This window comes from Tenericutes bacterium MZ-XQ (assembly GCA_002838205.1).
In the GTDB taxonomy this organism is placed as follows: domain Bacteria; phylum Bacillota_I; class Bacilli_A; order Acholeplasmatales; family Acholeplasmataceae; genus Mariniplasma.
Genome location: CP017950.1, coordinates 1317285 through 1332599, shown reverse-complemented (window position 1 = coordinate 1332599; position 15315 = coordinate 1317285). Strand labels below are relative to the sequence as shown.

Annotated in this window: 15 protein-coding genes; 13 read left to right on the top strand and 2 right to left on the bottom strand. The window is 30.9% G+C overall.

Annotated features, from left to right (window positions below; translation table 11 throughout):
* The first annotated feature begins 14 nt into the window (after nucleotides 1-14).
* From BK011_06520 to BK011_06480, 9 genes are all read left to right on the top strand, one after another.
* A complete protein-coding gene (locus BK011_06520) occupies nucleotides 15-212 on the top strand; it encodes a hypothetical protein (protein ID AUD65358.1) in 198 nt (65 codons plus the stop codon).
* A gap of 30 nt (nucleotides 213-242) precedes the next feature.
* On the top strand, nucleotides 243-593 hold the full coding sequence (locus BK011_06515) for a hypothetical protein (protein AUD65357.1): 351 nt from the start codon (nucleotides 243-245) through the stop codon (nucleotides 591-593).
* 65 nt (nucleotides 594-658) lie between these two features.
* On the top strand, nucleotides 659-1660 hold the full coding sequence (locus BK011_06510; protein ID AUD65356.1) for a hypothetical protein: 1002 nt from the start codon (nucleotides 659-661) through the stop codon (nucleotides 1658-1660).
* 65 nt (nucleotides 1661-1725) lie between these two features.
* A complete protein-coding gene (locus BK011_06505) occupies nucleotides 1726-2673 on the top strand; it encodes a hypothetical protein (GenBank protein AUD65355.1) in 948 nt (315 codons plus the stop codon).
* A 206-nt stretch (nucleotides 2674-2879) separates the two neighbouring features.
* Complete coding sequence (locus BK011_06500; GenBank protein AUD65354.1) at nucleotides 2880-3227, top strand: hypothetical protein; 348 nt, start codon at nucleotides 2880-2882, stop codon at nucleotides 3225-3227.
* 67 nt (nucleotides 3228-3294) lie between these two features.
* A complete protein-coding gene (locus BK011_06495) occupies nucleotides 3295-3963 on the top strand; it encodes a hypothetical protein (protein ID AUD65353.1) in 669 nt (222 codons plus the stop codon).
* 110 nt (nucleotides 3964-4073) lie between these two features.
* Nucleotides 4074-5222, top strand: a complete 1149-nt coding sequence (locus tag BK011_06490) for a hypothetical protein (protein ID AUD65352.1) — start codon at nucleotides 4074-4076, stop codon at nucleotides 5220-5222.
* 7 nt (nucleotides 5223-5229) lie between these two features.
* On the top strand, nucleotides 5230-5523 hold the full coding sequence (locus BK011_06485) for a hypothetical protein (protein AUD65351.1): 294 nt from the start codon (nucleotides 5230-5232) through the stop codon (nucleotides 5521-5523).
* 1 nt (nucleotide 5524) lies between these two features.
* Nucleotides 5525-6667, top strand: coding sequence for a hypothetical protein (locus tag BK011_06480; GenBank protein AUD65350.1), 1143 nt, complete (start codon nucleotides 5525-5527; stop codon nucleotides 6665-6667).
* 100 nt (nucleotides 6668-6767) lie between these two features.
* On the opposite strand, the gene BK011_06475 is transcribed toward BK011_06480, so the two are convergent.
* Together BK011_06475 and BK011_06470 are read right to left on the bottom strand one after the other, a co-directional pair.
* Nucleotides 6768-7088, bottom strand: coding sequence for a hypothetical protein (locus BK011_06475; GenBank protein AUD65349.1), 321 nt, complete (start codon nucleotides 7086-7088; stop codon nucleotides 6768-6770).
* Nucleotides 7081-8421: a hypothetical protein gene (locus BK011_06470; protein AUD65348.1), complete on the bottom strand. Its 1341-nt coding sequence runs from the start codon at nucleotides 8419-8421 to the stop codon at nucleotides 7081-7083. Before BK011_06470 ends, BK011_06475 begins: the two co-directional genes overlap by 8 nt.
* Before the next feature lie 163 nt (nucleotides 8422-8584).
* On the opposite strand from BK011_06470, the gene BK011_06465 reads away from it, so the two are divergent.
* From BK011_06465 to BK011_06450, 4 genes are all read left to right on the top strand, one after another.
* A complete protein-coding gene (locus BK011_06465) occupies nucleotides 8585-8845 on the top strand; it encodes a molecular chaperone GroES (GenBank protein AUD65347.1) in 261 nt (86 codons plus the stop codon).
* 14 nt (nucleotides 8846-8859) lie between these two features.
* On the top strand, nucleotides 8860-10470 hold the full coding sequence (locus BK011_06460) for a chaperonin GroL (protein ID AUD65346.1): 1611 nt from the start codon (nucleotides 8860-8862) through the stop codon (nucleotides 10468-10470).
* Nucleotides 10471-10561: 91 nt separating this feature from the next.
* Nucleotides 10562-12820, top strand: a complete 2259-nt coding sequence (locus BK011_06455) for a hypothetical protein (GenBank protein ID AUD65345.1) — start codon at nucleotides 10562-10564, stop codon at nucleotides 12818-12820.
* Nucleotides 12821-12926: 106 nt separating this feature from the next.
* Nucleotides 12927-15296 (top strand): hypothetical protein, encoded by a 2370-nt coding sequence (locus BK011_06450; protein ID AUD65344.1) that lies wholly within the window; start codon nucleotides 12927-12929, stop codon nucleotides 15294-15296.
* Nucleotides 15297-15315: the final 19 nt, after the last annotated feature.

The window sequence follows — 15315 nt, the reverse complement described above, 5'->3', positions numbered from 1 at the left end:
GAGAGGTGAATATTATGGCTTGGAGTAATGAAACATTTTTAATCGGTGAAAAAGTAAAAGTTGAAGGTGAAAAAGGTTTTGGCGTCATTACAAGAATTGATGTTGAACGTGGACTTGTTTATGTCTTATTTAAACGTATGAGAGAAGAAGCATATCCATATCCTGAAGCGATTGAACAACATATATTAAAAACTGATTTACATCAAAAATAAGCACACGAGTGTTTATTTTTTTATAGATAAATGAAAAAAATTATTATTTTTTGGAAAACCTTTTTCATTATGGTTTGGGAAGTTGCACGAACCATGAAGACTTTAAGAGGATTGTTATCCCTTTTTATTTCATATATGATCTTTCACGGATGGGCAGTACTTTTTTTCGTCATTGGTACGATCTCTGGAAATGGATGGTTGATTGCAATCGGTAGTGCAGTCATTATTTTTTGGTTTGGACCTGGAACACCTGTCATACCGCTTATTTTAATTGTTGCTTTAATCATTCAAAGATACATCTTCTTTGAATCTACACATCAGATAAGCATTAAAGAGAAGTGGGTGGAACTTAATCAAAAATATGAAGACAAACATAAATGAAATTGAATTTTGTTAAATAAAAATTCATGTTAGAATAGAGTTATATTAGATATGTGGAGGACATTATGTTATATCAACCAATCAAAATTAGAAATTTAAACTTAAAAAATAGAATTGTCATGGCACCGATGTGTATGTATCAAAGTGATGCATCTGGAGAAGTAAAAGATTTTCACATTACACATTACGCAACTAGAGCAATGGGTGGTGTTGGACTAATTATTCAAGAAGCAACCGCAATTGATCCAAATGGCGTCATCTCTAAAGAAGACTTAGGTATTTGGAATGATCAACATGTTGAAGGACTAAAAAAGATAGTTCACGCGATTCATGTTCATGGCGCTAAGGCTGGGATCCAAATCAATCACGCAGGAAGAAAAGCGAGAGTTGAACATCCAGTCGCACCAAGTGCGGTTCCATTTAATGGTGAGTTATCATTACCAAGAGAAATGACATTAGAAGATATTAAAAAAGTGATTTCTGATTTTCAAGCAGCAGCTAGAAGAGCACTTGAAGCTGGATATGATTTATTAGAATTACATGCAGCACATGGATACCTATTATTCCAATTCTTATCTCCTAATTCCAATAAAAGAACTGATGCCTATCAAGATAGAAAAAAAATACTTGTAGATGTCATCAAAGCTGTTAGAGAAGTTTGGCCAGAAGAAAAAACATTAGCGATTAGATTTAGTGCCACTGAATATGTTGAAGAAGGCGTTGATCCTTTTTGGTTAAGTAACGTCATCAATGAAATTAAAGATTTAGGTGTAGACATAATAGATGTTTCTAGTGGTGGAAATGTTGTATCACAATCAATTAGACTTTATCCAGGATATCAACTTAATCTTGCCAAAATCATCAAAGAACAAACTGGATTAGTAACTATTGGTGGCGGACTCATCGAAGATGTTAATTTAGGTGATTATGCGATTTCAAGTGGTTCATGTGATATGGTTTTTTATGGTAGATTGCTATTAAGAGATCCTTATCATTTTATCAACCATGCATCAGATATTCGTGAAGAAATTGAATATCCAAAACCCTATCTAAGAGGTAGGAAATAGACTATAATCATAAAAAAGAATGAGGTTGGTATTCATTCTTTTTATCATAAATAAAGGAAGACTATATGCTAAAGATTAAAAATTTAAAAGAGGATATTGAAGATGCCAAAAACATCTTATCTTTTTGGGGCTTTCCTGAAAGTTCTAAAGAACGATTGCATTTTTGGAGATCTTCTGCAACACAAATTTACCAGTTTAAGGATCAATCACAGATATACTATCTTAGACTAATACCTATAGATGAATATAAAGAAGAAAAGTTTATACAAGAAATCTCATTTACTGAGTATTTACTAGCATCTAAGTTTAAAACCCCAAAAATCATCTATACAACCAACCATGAAGCATTTGTCAATCATGGGAAATATATAGGTGTAGTTTTTGAACAGGCACTAGGAAACCCTGTCGAGGATTGTCCTTTAAATGATGATTTGATTGCTAAGATTGGTGATACTTTAGGAAGGCTGCATAAGCTATCATCAAATTATAAATCAAAGCCTAGAAGATATACATATGAAAACGAACTACTTCAATCTATAATTTTAGAAAGTAGTGTACAAGATGAAATGAGCGCTTTAATAAAGGCTTTTTCGAAATTAGATCTTAAGCAGGGATTAATTCATGGAGATTATGAATCTGACAATATGTTTTATGATGATCATTTAAAACATGTTACAGTTATTGATTTTAATGATAGTTATTATGGCTATTATATGCAAGATATCGTAACATTTTTTGAGGATTTAAAAGATACTTTTTCCGTAGAAAATGATACATTATCTAACTATCAAAAAATTTTCTTAGAAGCTTATCACATGCACATGCCAGAACATTTATATCATAAAGATGTATATCAGTTGTTTGTTAGATTAAATCATTTATTGAAATACATTAATATAAAAAATGCATTATCAGATATTCCTAATGATAAAGAGGATTGGATGGATAATCTAATAGCGTATTTAAAGCAAAAAGAAATGCAATACTTGATATCGATAAATAATGATCATTAATCTTGATATATCTATTTAGATTATTAGTAATACATGAACCTTATTGAGTTCATGTTTTTTATTTTATTAGATACTATCATTCATCTGAACTAAATAACTCATACCATAGAGCTCTCATTTTTTTATTAGGGTTATATCATATGCAGACAACCATTTTTCTTTTTCATAAAATCATGATAAAATAGCCATGCATTGGAGATGGTATGATGGATTTGAGTAACCCTAAAGTAATGTCTAAACTTAATACTAAGAAAGCATTGATGTTTGTTGTACATAGAAAACTCAAAGAAAAGAAAATTTTTGGCAAAATAAAAAAATTTACTGGATATCAAAATATTGGAATGATCAAAATCAATGATCTTCAAAACCTTCACATCAAAATTGAAGTTTATGATGGACGAGTAGCACTTGTAGCTATCCAAAAAAAGCAGTTAAAAATACTTGCAGAAAACCAAATAGATAGTCATGTAACTCTACCCTTTTCAAAAGGCTGGGTAAGACTTAGGTTAATCGGAGATCACACTAGTTTGAATTTCGAAATTAAGAAAACATAAAAATTACAAAAATATTTACTATTTGCAGTTAATTTTGCTATAATGAAAAAGGGCATAAGGAGTGACTATGGAATATATCGCACATCGAGGAAAAACTAAAGAAGCATTAGAAAATACCCTTGAAGCATTTATAGAAGCAGGAAAGGATCAACATTATGTTGGTATAGAATGTGATATGCATTCAACTTTAGATGGTGTTTTTATTGTGCATCATGATGATACATTAAAAAGACTGGCAAACGATGAAAGAAAAATTACTGAAGTTAATTATGAAGATATAAAAGATGTTGAACTTAGTGATGGACAAAAAGCATATGCATTGCCAACGCTAGAAGCATTTTTAGATATTTGCAAGACATACAAGAAAGCACCCATGTTAGAAATTAAAAAAGTCTCTGATATTGAACATCTAAATAAATTGCTGACCTTGTTAGAACTCTATCCTGAGTTAAAACCAATCATCATTTCCTTTAATATGAATTATCTAAAGTATCTGAGAGCTATATCGAATTTTGATCTATATTTTTTGACTACAGAAATCACAGATCAAAATATGTATGATTGTAGAGTTAATGAAATTAATTATTATATCAATAAAGAATCACTTGATAAACAAACAATTAAGACATTAAAAAGCAAAGGATTTAAAATTGGTGTGTTCACAGTAAACGATAATGACACAAAAGAAGAAGAAAAAAACCTCAACATAGATTATTTAACAACAGACATTTTATAAACTTAGCATTCGCTAAGTTTTTTTGTTTATTGGGAAATTCTATTTTCACCTTTTTTCAATGAATAAGTAATGGTAAAATAAGAGTATATAAACATTTCAGGAGGCATCTTGTGAAATTTAATCGATGGAATTTATGGACAATGTTTGTGCTATTTGCACTTGTTATATTTTCACCTTTTTATCATATTATTGCTGCAGAAGATACTTATCATGATGCAGTTTATTTTGCATCTAAATTTTGTAGTTCTTGTCAAAAATTAGAAGATGAAGGTGTTATCGACCAGTTGATACAAGAAGGTTATGACATTGAAACTATTTATTTAGAAGATGATTCAGCGTATACTAAGCTATTATATGATTATCAATATACATATGATGTTGATTTCTTTGGAACAAGCCTAACACCTGTGATTTTTGCAGGAGATCGTTATTTTGTTGGTTATGAAGATATCAAAAATGCTGTTGATCAAGGTACTATACAGCAAATCATGAATGAACAATCTATGTTAGAAATAGAGAGTGCACCTGATGCTGACTTTTCATTGATAACTTTTGTTTTATTGGGGTTTGTTGATGGAGTCAATCCGTGTGCAATTGCCATGCTTTTACTTTTTATTTCGATGTTAAGTTTTTCTGATCAATCCAAAACCTTATTGAAAATCAGTTTTATTTTTATTTCAGCAATCTATATATCATATTTTTTATTTGGAACTCTGCTTTATCAAACATTATCTAGTTTATCCGGAATAGCCCCGATTTTAGAGATTGTCCCCTGGGTTATTGTAAGTATTTCCATTATTGTTGTGATATTAAATTTATATGATTTTATCGTAACAACATTAAAAAAATATGACAAGGTAAAAAACCAGTTACCAAGTAAAATTCAAAAATTCAATCGTAGGCTTATGGAAACCTTCACGAAAAAATTAGAAGAAGGTAGCTTAATGATTTATGTCATTGCATTTTTCATTGGTGTGGTCATTTCATTTACAGAGTTCTTATGTACAGGACAAGCGTATTTTACCGCAATCTTGCATCTTATTCATTTTTCAAGTCACGTTGGCAGAGGATTGTTGTTACTAGCGATTTATAACCTGATTTTTGTTTTACCACTTATTGTTATTGCACTTGTCGCAGTTAAAACTAAATCAGTGATCCGTGTTTCAAGTTTCATGAGAAAAAATTTGCACTGGATTAAACTATTTAACGTTATTGTGTTTTTAGCGATCATCATTTATTACGTCATATTTGTACTGTGAGGTTTATATGAAATATACCATTTTAATTAAGAAAAACCAGGACATTTTATATGAAGGACATCCTTTAGATTTGCCAATAAAACAAGATAAACTTATTGAAAAATCCATCGAGATGTTTGATGATAAGAATCCTTGTATCATTCACCAAACCTATGTGATTGAATCTTTTGTTGATGCATTGATTTCCAGATTTAAGAAAAACTTGAACCAAGATATTGAGTTATCCAAAGATATTAAAGAGATCGAATTTATTGATATAGAAAATATTGATTCATGTATGATTCAAGTAAGGAGAAAATAAGATGAAAGAATTTTATTTGGATTATGCATCAACGACACCACTTGATGAAGATGTTAGAAAATATATTGAGCCTTATTTATGCAAAAATTTCCACAATCCATCATCTTTGCATTTGCACGCCATTGAAAACAGAAAAGCAATCAACCAAGCAAGAAAAAAAATTGCAGATGCAATCGGTGCTCAATCTGAAGAGATTTTTTTCACTTCAGGTGGAACAGAATCTACAAATTGGGCAATTAAAGGGTATGCTGATAAGCATCCCAAATTAAAAGAGATTATCACATCAAAAGTAGAACACAAAGCTACTTTAAACACGTGCCATTATCTAGAAACAAAAGGGTATAAGGTCCACTATTTAGATGTTGATGAGTTTGGTTTAATCGATTTAAAACAACTCGATCAAACCATTAATGAAAATACATTGATGGTATCTATTATTTATGCGAATAATGAAATTGGAACGATTCAAGATGTATTCTCTATTTCAAAAATATGTAGAAGACATCACACGAAATTACACTTAGATGCTGTGCAAGCATTAGGTCAACAATTTATTGATGTGAAAGAGCTTGATGTTGATTTCATGTCCTTTTCAAGCCATAAATTTTATGGGCCAAAAGGTGTTGGTGCATTATATGTAAAAAAAGGATTAGAAATTGAACCGCTCATCCATGGAGGATCACATGAGGATTCTCATCGCGCAGGCACAGAAAACTTATATGGCATTGTAGGCATGGGTGAAGCAGCTAAGATCGCAGTTGATCAAATTGAAGAAAATAGAAACCATTATCAAATCATTCAAGTTGATTTTCATAATAAAATGAAAAAAGCATTTAAAGATATAAAGCTCAATGGCACACCTTGTGGATCAAACCGCTCATTCAATCATTTATCTTATGCTTTTAAGGATGTTTTAGGACATCAACTTCATTTCCAATTAAATAAATTAGGTGTATATGTATCAACAGGTAGCGCATGTGCATCTAATGTCATTAAACCATCACATGTCATCAAAGCCATAGGATTAGAAGATGCTTATCAGCCTTGTGTTATTAGAATTACTTTTGGTAAACATTCGAAACTAGAAGACAATGACGAAATTATCGAGAGATTTAAAACAGCTTATCATGAGTTAAAGGACTGAGGTCCTTTTTTTAATTAACTAGGAAATTCTAATTGATAATTTAAATAAAAACAAACAGAAAAAACTCATCTAAAATGAGTCTGTAAAACGAGTCAACAAATTAATCAATAAGTTTATGATAAATATCTAAAAGCACAAACTGCAACTTACCACAATGACTACAAACATCAACGGGAAAAGCAGCACCTTCAGTCTCCATAAAGTGAGCATAACCAGAAAAATTGACAGTAAGTTCAAATCCACAGTGCAGACATTTCATATCAACCATGATATCAAAATTAGGCATCGATATAAATGCATTAAATGAAGCGGCAGGGCCAGCAATGAATCCCTGCTTAACAGCTGATTTATATTCAGCATACAAATTCTTTTTTTGAACAAAAGACATATGCACAGATTTAGTTTTAAATAGTTTAGGCATCGCTAAATAACCTCTCTTTTCGGTGATTTGGTAGATATGAAGCATCAAGATTTAAAACCATAGTAGAACCACACTGACATTTAAAGATGTCATAGTGATAAGTCTTAAGCAACAAAGTTCGAAAGTGAAGTTGATGTTTAAGATAAGTCAAAGATTTAGGGTTAACTAACTTTAACTCAGAGGCAATTTTTCGTTTTGTCCGATTTGAATAAAAACCGTAATAACGAATCAGATGAAATCCTTTATCAGGGATGTGTTTAATGAGACGTGCAATAAATTTAAAGACATGATCAGTGATGATTTGAGTACCTCGTTTATGATGTTTATCTGAAATTTGATCATCTTCATGAGGATCAAAATGCCAAGTGACTTGGTGATTGATATCATCGAAGTCATCAATTCTAGATTCAGAGATGGCTGGATGAGAAGCATATCTGGCGATGTATTTAGCAATCTTTTTGGCTGTAGACAAGCTAGATTTTCTCTTTAATTGAGGCCCGTAAGTGTAAAAGCCTTTTTTATACTTATGAATGAGATAACTTCTTAAGCGATTAAACTCATTATAGATAGAATTTGTCGCATGGGTTTTCAAATAGGCTGAGATGTTACTTAAGAGTCTATATTGCCAAAACATACGCAGTCTCTCAAAAGGAAAGAAAGACATGTTGGATAGATGACCATGAGCATCAATAAAGCGTTCAGCAACTAAAGCATGGATATGAGGATTGGTCTTCATATCTCTGCCATAGGTGTGAAGAAAACAAATGATGCCAAGTCTTCTATCTAATTGGTGGTCAGCCTTCGTTTTCTTAACAGCTTTATGAAGAACTTCATTTACAGTTTGAAATAAGATATCAAATAAGTCTCTATAAAGCCAAAAGAATTTACGCATCTCTTTAGCAACTGAAAAGACAAAATGTCTATGAGGGCACTTAAGTAATTTGGATTCAATCGCAAGTGTTCGAGCTTCTCGATATCTTTGATTACAAGAAGGACAAAACCTTGAATGACAAGAAAGACCTTGGATATGAAAGTTATCACAAGTTGGGCATTCATAGAAGAAGTAGCCATATTTGAAATCACGACAATGTATCATTTTTTCAACATTTTCGATAATTGAGGGACGTAGTTTATCTTCAAAATGAAGTTTAAATGAATCCCAATAGGTAGCAAATATAGATTGAATGGAAATGGAGTTATCTCTATATACTTTTAAATTAGATAGTTTAACAAGCTCATTGTTAAAGACATGTTCACCATGTTTAAGAGCAAGTTCTAATTGATCTTTAAATTTATACTTAATCACTATAGGTTCCATAAATCTATTATACAATGTGACTTTAAAAAGAAAAAGGCGATTTTTATCGCCCCTAGTGAATTTATTCACTTTTGTTCTGAAAAAAAGCAAAAAAATATCTTGACATCAAAAAAATCCTGAATATAATAATAAGTGAATTGGCACTAAAGTATAATAAGTGCCAGGAAGGGGTGAAAGCATGTTAAAACCATTAGAAGACTATGTTGTCTTGAGATTTGAAAAAGAAGAGAAAAAAACAGAGAGTGGTATTATCTTAACGACAGATGATAAGGAAAAACCAGCTATTGGTAAGGTTTTATCTGTTGGACCTAAAGTTGAGAATTTAAAAAAAGACGACAAAGTTATTTATCAAACATACTCAGGTACTAAAGTCAAATATGAAGGAACAGAGTATTTGGTGATTCAAGCAAAAAATATTTTAGCAATCATTGAAAATTAAAGGAGTGCATGAAAATGAGTAAAGAAATTCGTTATGGAAAAGATGCAAAAACATCTTTACTAAAGGGAGTTGATTTGCTTGCTGATGCAGTTAAAATAACTCTCGGACCAAAAGGCAGAAATGTTGTTTTGGATAAAGGGTATGGTTCACCACTTATTACTAATGATGGTGTATCTATCGCTAAAGAAATCGAATTAAAAGATCCATATGAAAATATGGGTGCTAAGTTAGTCTACGAAGTTGCTTCTAAAACTAATGATGTTGCTGGTGATGGAACGACAACAGCAACATTGCTCGCACAATCAATCATACATAAAGGATTTAAAGCAGTCGATAATGGTTCAAATCCAGTATTTGTTAGAGAAGGTATTGAACAAGCTTCTAAAGAAGTAGCAAAAAAACTGTTGGAAAAATCAAGATCAGTTGAAACTCAAGAGGATATTGAAAACGTTGCTGCCATTTCTTCAGGGTCAAGAGAAATTGGGCAAATTATTGCAAAAGCTATGGAAAAAGTATCTAAAAATGGTGTCATATCAGTGGATGAGTCAAAAGGATTTGAAACTGAATTAGAAGTTGTTGAAGGGATGCAATATGATAAAGGATATGTATCGCCATATTTTGTAAACGATCGTGAAACCATGACTGTTGAACTAGAAGAGCCATACATATTAGTCACAGATCAGAAAATATCAACTATTCAAGACATTCTCCCATTATTAGAACAAGTAGTTAAAGCAAACAAACCATTACTTTTAATAGCTGATGACATTGAGAATGAAGTCACTTCAACACTTATTGTAAATAAGCTTAGAGGCACATTTAATGTAGTTGCCACAAAAGCACCTGGATTTGGTGACAATCAAAAAGAAATGCTCAATGACATCGCTATTTTGACTGGAGCTACATTTATAGCTAAAGATTTACAAATGAAACTTACTGAAACCAAAATAGAAGACTTAGGTGTTGTTCATAAAGCTGTTGTTAAAAAAGATAATACTACACTTATCGGTGGTCATGGTCGAAAAGATGTTATTGAAGAAAGAATTATGGAAATTGATGCTCAAATGAAACGTTCAACATCTGATTATGATAAAAAACGATATCAAGAACGTCTTGCAAAACTATCAGGTGGTGTGGCAATTATAAAAGTAGGAGCTACAACAGAAACAGAACTTAAAGAAAAAAAATTAAGAATTGAAGATGCATTGAATGCCACTCGTGCTGCAGTGACCGAAGGTATAGTTATAGGTGGTGGCGCAGTTTTAGTCAATATTCAAACCGAATTGAAACAAACACTAAAAAATGAAAATATTGATAGACAAAGAGGTATCTTAGCTGTTTTAGATAGTTTATCTGTACCGTTATATCAAATTGCAGAAAATGCAGGATTCGATGGTCAATATATATTAGAACAACAAAAAATTCAAAAAGGTGATTTCGGTTTTGATGCTAAAGAGGGTCAATGGACTGATATGCTCAAAGAAGGAATCATAGATCCGACAAAAGTTACTAAAAATGCCATTTTAAATGCAGCATCTATATCAGCTTTAATCATAACAAGTGAGGCTGCAGTGGTTGAAATCAAAGAAAAAGATCAGCAATCACAAATGCCACCAATGTATTGATAAAATGCCCAAATGGGCATTTTTTCATTTTTGCCTAACATTTGAGATATGACTCTAAGACATGTATAATGGAGATGATACTATACTTAGAATGGATGGATTTATGAAATATAAAAAAGAAGATTTTATAGTTACTAGAGAAGATCGTTTAAAACTAGAAGATTTATTATCAGATGAAACAATTTTTTCGCTTGCTAACGGTACACTAGGCACAAGAGGACATTTTATTGAAGGTTATGGAACAAATGATGATCCAATCACACTAATGAATGGATTTTATAATCAATATCCTTTCCGTTATGAAGAAAATTATGAAGGATTTCCACAACTTGGGCAAACGATTGTAAACCTTCCTGATGGGTCTTATGTCAAGATAGTTGTTGATGATGATATCATTGATTTATCACATATGGAGCTTGTTTCCATCAAACGGTCACTAAACATGTTAGAAGGTACATCATATCGAAAAGTAAGATACATATCTGATAAAGGATATATTTTTGATCTTATAGAAGAAAAAATGGTAACTTCTAAACAAAACTTAATTGTTACGAAACTAGATTTATCATCTCCAAATTATGAAGGAAAAATTAAACTTCAATCATATCTTAGGTTACCCGCTATTAGATATGTTGAAAATACAGATCCGAGACTACCAAATACGAGAAAACATTTAGAACTGATTGATTTAAAAACAGATGATAAACATGGATTATTGTACGCTAAGACAACAAATACATCGCTTTTTATCAATGCAGCAATCACACATGATCAAGCATTCAATTATCAAATCAAAGATCATGAAATCATCGGATTACGAGAAGCTTACCTATCAAAAAACAAGCCTATATCATTTACAAAATATACATATTACACGTCGTCATTAACACACGAAAATCATGAAAAGGATATCAAGTATATTGAAAAGATGTGTAAACCATTTGATGCATACTTACAAGAAGAAAGAAAAGAACGCATCGCTTTTTGGGATAAATCGTTAGTTGAACTATCTGATACTGATATTAATCAAGCATTACGATATAATTTGTATCAACTCAGTCAAAGTGCATCAACGAATTATCATATGCATATTGCAGCTAAGGGTATTTCAGGTGAAGGATACGAAGGGCACTTTTTTTGGGATACAGAAACATATATGCTTCCATTTTTTATCTTAACTGATCCCAAAAAAGCCAAAGAATTACTACTTTACAGATATTACACATTAGATGAAGCAAGACATGAAGCAAAACAACTGGGATGTCATAGAGGTGCAAAAATCCCATGGAGAACTATCAATGGAAAAGAAGCATCTCCTTATTTTCCTGCAGGTAGTGCGCAAGTTCATATCAATAGTGATATTGCACTTGCAATCATTAATTATTATTATGCGACTAAAGATGAGGGATTCATGATTGAATATGGCATGGAGATAATTATAGAAACTGCCTTATTTCTCCTTGACTATGGACATTTTAAAGATGGAAAATTCCATATCTATAATGTCACAGGACCTGATGAGTATACGGTCTTAATCAATGACAATTATTACACAAATAATGCTGCAAAGCATCATTTCAAGTTTACTCATGATTACATTTCATCGCATAAAGATGAACTTAAAGATGTGCTCCTTAAAACTGATTTGAAAGAAGAAGACATCATCTTACTTGAAAAAGCATATAAAAACATGACTCTATTAGTAGATGATCAGTTAAATATAGTAAAACAAGATGATTCATTTTTAAGTAAAAAAGACATCAATATCTCAGATCTTGATAGTGATAAATTCCCTTTGTTACTTTATTACCATCCTTTATTTATCTATAGGTATCAAATAATTAAACAGGCTGATGCCATATTAGCACTAGTTCTATTTAATGAAGTTGATAAAGACATGTACAAAAATAGCTTTGACTACTATATTAAAAGGACAACCCATGATTCGAGTCTATCTAAATGTATTTATGGTATTTCAGCATATCAGATTGGATATACTGATTTAGCTTATGAGTTTTTTAAAAGGGTTGCGGAACTTGACTTTAGAGATAGTCATAATCGTACCCAACATGGACTGCATATTGCGAATTTAGGCGGAAGTTATTTAATGCTAATTTATGGTATATTAGGATTCAGATTTAATCAAACATTTGAACTAAATCCAGTTTATCAAACGCATATATCGTCTATTAAAACAACCATTATTTATCAGAGGACAACCGTTGATTTACAAATAAAAGATAACATTTTATACATAGAAGTTGATCGTCCAATAAAGATGAACCTATATGGGAGAAGTATCGAAATCAAAGATAATCTTAAATATAATATCATAAAAAACCCAGTATAATCTGGGTTTTTTATCGCTTTGCAAAAGTAATTCTTACATTTTCATTAAGTGTATTTATAAAAATAGTATATTTTGCTATAATCGAAATAGCGAAAGGATGACTTTAATGAATCGACTAAATTTACGTAAACTCGTTCGAGTAGGTCATATCTTATATATTTTGTACTTCACTTATGTATTCTTTGTGTTACTACATGAAGACTACCTTTTTTTGCATCCTACGATAACGATTTCAGCAACTTTATTGATTTCATTTTTGCTATTAATCCTAACAATTTTGGATGGGAACAAATACTTATTGATATCAGCTCTAATGTTCATTGCTTTATTCACTTTCGAACTTGTTTTTGAAATCATACATAATAATCAACAAATCTTAGAGGTTAATCAAACCATTGATGTCATATATCATGGATTGTTTATGTTAAATATGGCTATTTTTGGAATAGGTATTTTCAAGTTTTTATATAGAGTTCAAAAAAGAAAATTCATACATAAATTAGCATTTGAAAACAGTAGAGCAATCTATATTGAGTTTGATCATAAACAAAAAAAATACATTTGTCAATTTACAGATAGTTTCATTAAAAACTATCGAGTTAAAAGTGAAGCTCAAATTTATTACGAAGAAGATTTTTCTAAGTTTATGAGTGTTGAAGATCAAGAAAAATTCAAACAACTAACACTAGAATCAGAGGATGATCAATTTAGAGAAATCACTTTAGATCTGCCTGTTTTTGATCAGGCATTACTTTTTGTTATATATGCTTCAAGTCAAGCAGATCGAACATATTGGATTGCTTTTGATATTACCGATGTAGATGCAATGAAAAAACAATTAGCACTGACTAAAAATGAGCTTTCAGAATTGAATTTAGCTAGTAAAAAAGTTATAGAAAATACGAACGAACTGATGACTACAACAGATATTCATGGGCATATCGTTCAAGCTTCAAATCGTTATTGTGAGATCTTTGATTTGGATCCTAAAAAAATCTTTGGGACGTATATCAATAATGTAGGTAAGAACCTTCATGATGATGATAATGATTGGGTCAAGGAAGTCATTGAAAAGAAGATAACTCGGAGTGTTATTGAATACAAAAAGAATGATAAAACATTTGTTATATCATGGAAAAATGTACTCATCAATGATGCACTTGGCCATCCCAAGAGTATCATTTCAATCGGTGAAGATATTACTAAACTTACTGAGTTACAAAAATCTTTGGAGTATCAAGCAAATTATAATCAAGTGACACAACTTTTAAATAGTAATGGTTTATCAAAACATCTCAAAACACTAGATAAAGATATCAATGTAGCTTGTTTTGTCATTGATGTCAATAATTTCTTCGAAGTGATCGATTATTATGGAATTGATATAGCTAATCAGTTGTTAAAGACAATTGGACAAAATCTCAAAAACCTTATTCAAGAAAAAGATATTATCTCAAACTTTATCGAAGATCAGTTTGTGATTATGCTAATTAACCCATCAAAAGTTAGAGTTGAACAGCTTATTGAGGTGCTAGAAGAGCAAATCATAAAAACATATTATGTTAAGGATACTTATATTCGTATCAAAAAGCGCATTGGATATGCTTTATATCCGAATCACACAGCTAGTTTTGATGATTTAATTATTTATGCTGGATTGGCATCATATTATAAACATGATACTACGTATAATCAAGTAACGATGTATCAACCATTGATGAAATCTAATCTTGAGAAAAATATAATATTATCAAATCGTCTATATGATGCCATTCAAAAAAACCAAATTGATGTTCATTTTCAATTCATTCATGATGTCAACCAAAAAAAACATGTATATGTTGAATCTTTAGCTAGATGGAAAGATTCAATGTTAGGCTTTGTTAGTCCTTATGAATTTTTCAACGTTGCCAGAAGGTCAAGTTTGCTTGAAATGTTAGAAACACACTTAGTTAAAAAGAGTTTTAATTATTTTAGCAAACTAAAAACAGATAAAAGCTATAAATCTCTTAAACTATCCGTTAATTTGACTCCGGAAATGTTTTTAAAGAAAGGATTTTCACACTTATTAAGCGATTATGCTAAAACATATGGCATTTCTAATCAAGATATCATTGTTGAAGTATCTGAAAACACTTTTGTACATAACTTAAATATTTGCAGAGAAATGATTCAACATTATCAAAGCTTAGGATTTTTAATCGCTATTGATGATTTTGGTAGTGAGTACTCATCACTTGCTGTACTTGAATCTGTATCATATGACATCATTAAAATTGATGGTTCATTTATTAATCATTTAGGTTCCGAAAAAAATAGTGAAATCGTGCGAATGATCTCTCATATCGGTAAGCTCGAAAACAAGTTAGTTATTGCAGAAAGCGTCGAGACTTTAGAAGTTAGTCATCAGTTAATGCAAAACGATATTTATCTACAACAAGGCTATTATTTTCATAAACCAGAAAAACTTGTATAAAACTGTCTATTTGACAGTT

Coding starts and splice junctions, on each gene's coding strand:
- BK011_06485 (AUD65351.1), top strand. CDS start 5,230: ATGAAATATACCATTTTAATTAAGAAAAACCAGGACATTTTATATGAA.
- BK011_06480 (AUD65350.1), top strand. CDS start 5,525: ATGAAAGAATTTTATTTGGATTATGCATCAACGACACCACTTGATGAA.
- BK011_06455 (AUD65345.1), top strand. CDS start 10,562: ATGGATGGATTTATGAAATATAAAAAAGAAGATTTTATAGTTACTAGA.
- BK011_06460 (AUD65346.1), top strand. CDS start 8,860: ATGAGTAAAGAAATTCGTTATGGAAAAGATGCAAAAACATCTTTACTA.
- BK011_06520 (AUD65358.1), top strand. CDS start 15: ATGGCTTGGAGTAATGAAACATTTTTAATCGGTGAAAAAGTAAAAGTT.
- BK011_06475 (AUD65349.1), bottom strand. CDS start 7,088: ATGCCTAAACTATTTAAAACTAAATCTGTGCATATGTCTTTTGTTCAA.
- BK011_06515 (AUD65357.1), top strand. CDS start 243: ATGAAAAAAATTATTATTTTTTGGAAAACCTTTTTCATTATGGTTTGG.
- BK011_06500 (AUD65354.1), top strand. CDS start 2,880: ATGGATTTGAGTAACCCTAAAGTAATGTCTAAACTTAATACTAAGAAA.
- BK011_06505 (AUD65355.1), top strand. CDS start 1,726: ATGCTAAAGATTAAAAATTTAAAAGAGGATATTGAAGATGCCAAAAAC.
- BK011_06495 (AUD65353.1), top strand. CDS start 3,295: ATGGAATATATCGCACATCGAGGAAAAACTAAAGAAGCATTAGAAAAT.
- BK011_06510 (AUD65356.1), top strand. CDS start 659: ATGTTATATCAACCAATCAAAATTAGAAATTTAAACTTAAAAAATAGA.
- BK011_06465 (AUD65347.1), top strand. CDS start 8,585: ATGTTAAAACCATTAGAAGACTATGTTGTCTTGAGATTTGAAAAAGAA.
- BK011_06450 (AUD65344.1), top strand. CDS start 12,927: ATGAATCGACTAAATTTACGTAAACTCGTTCGAGTAGGTCATATCTTA.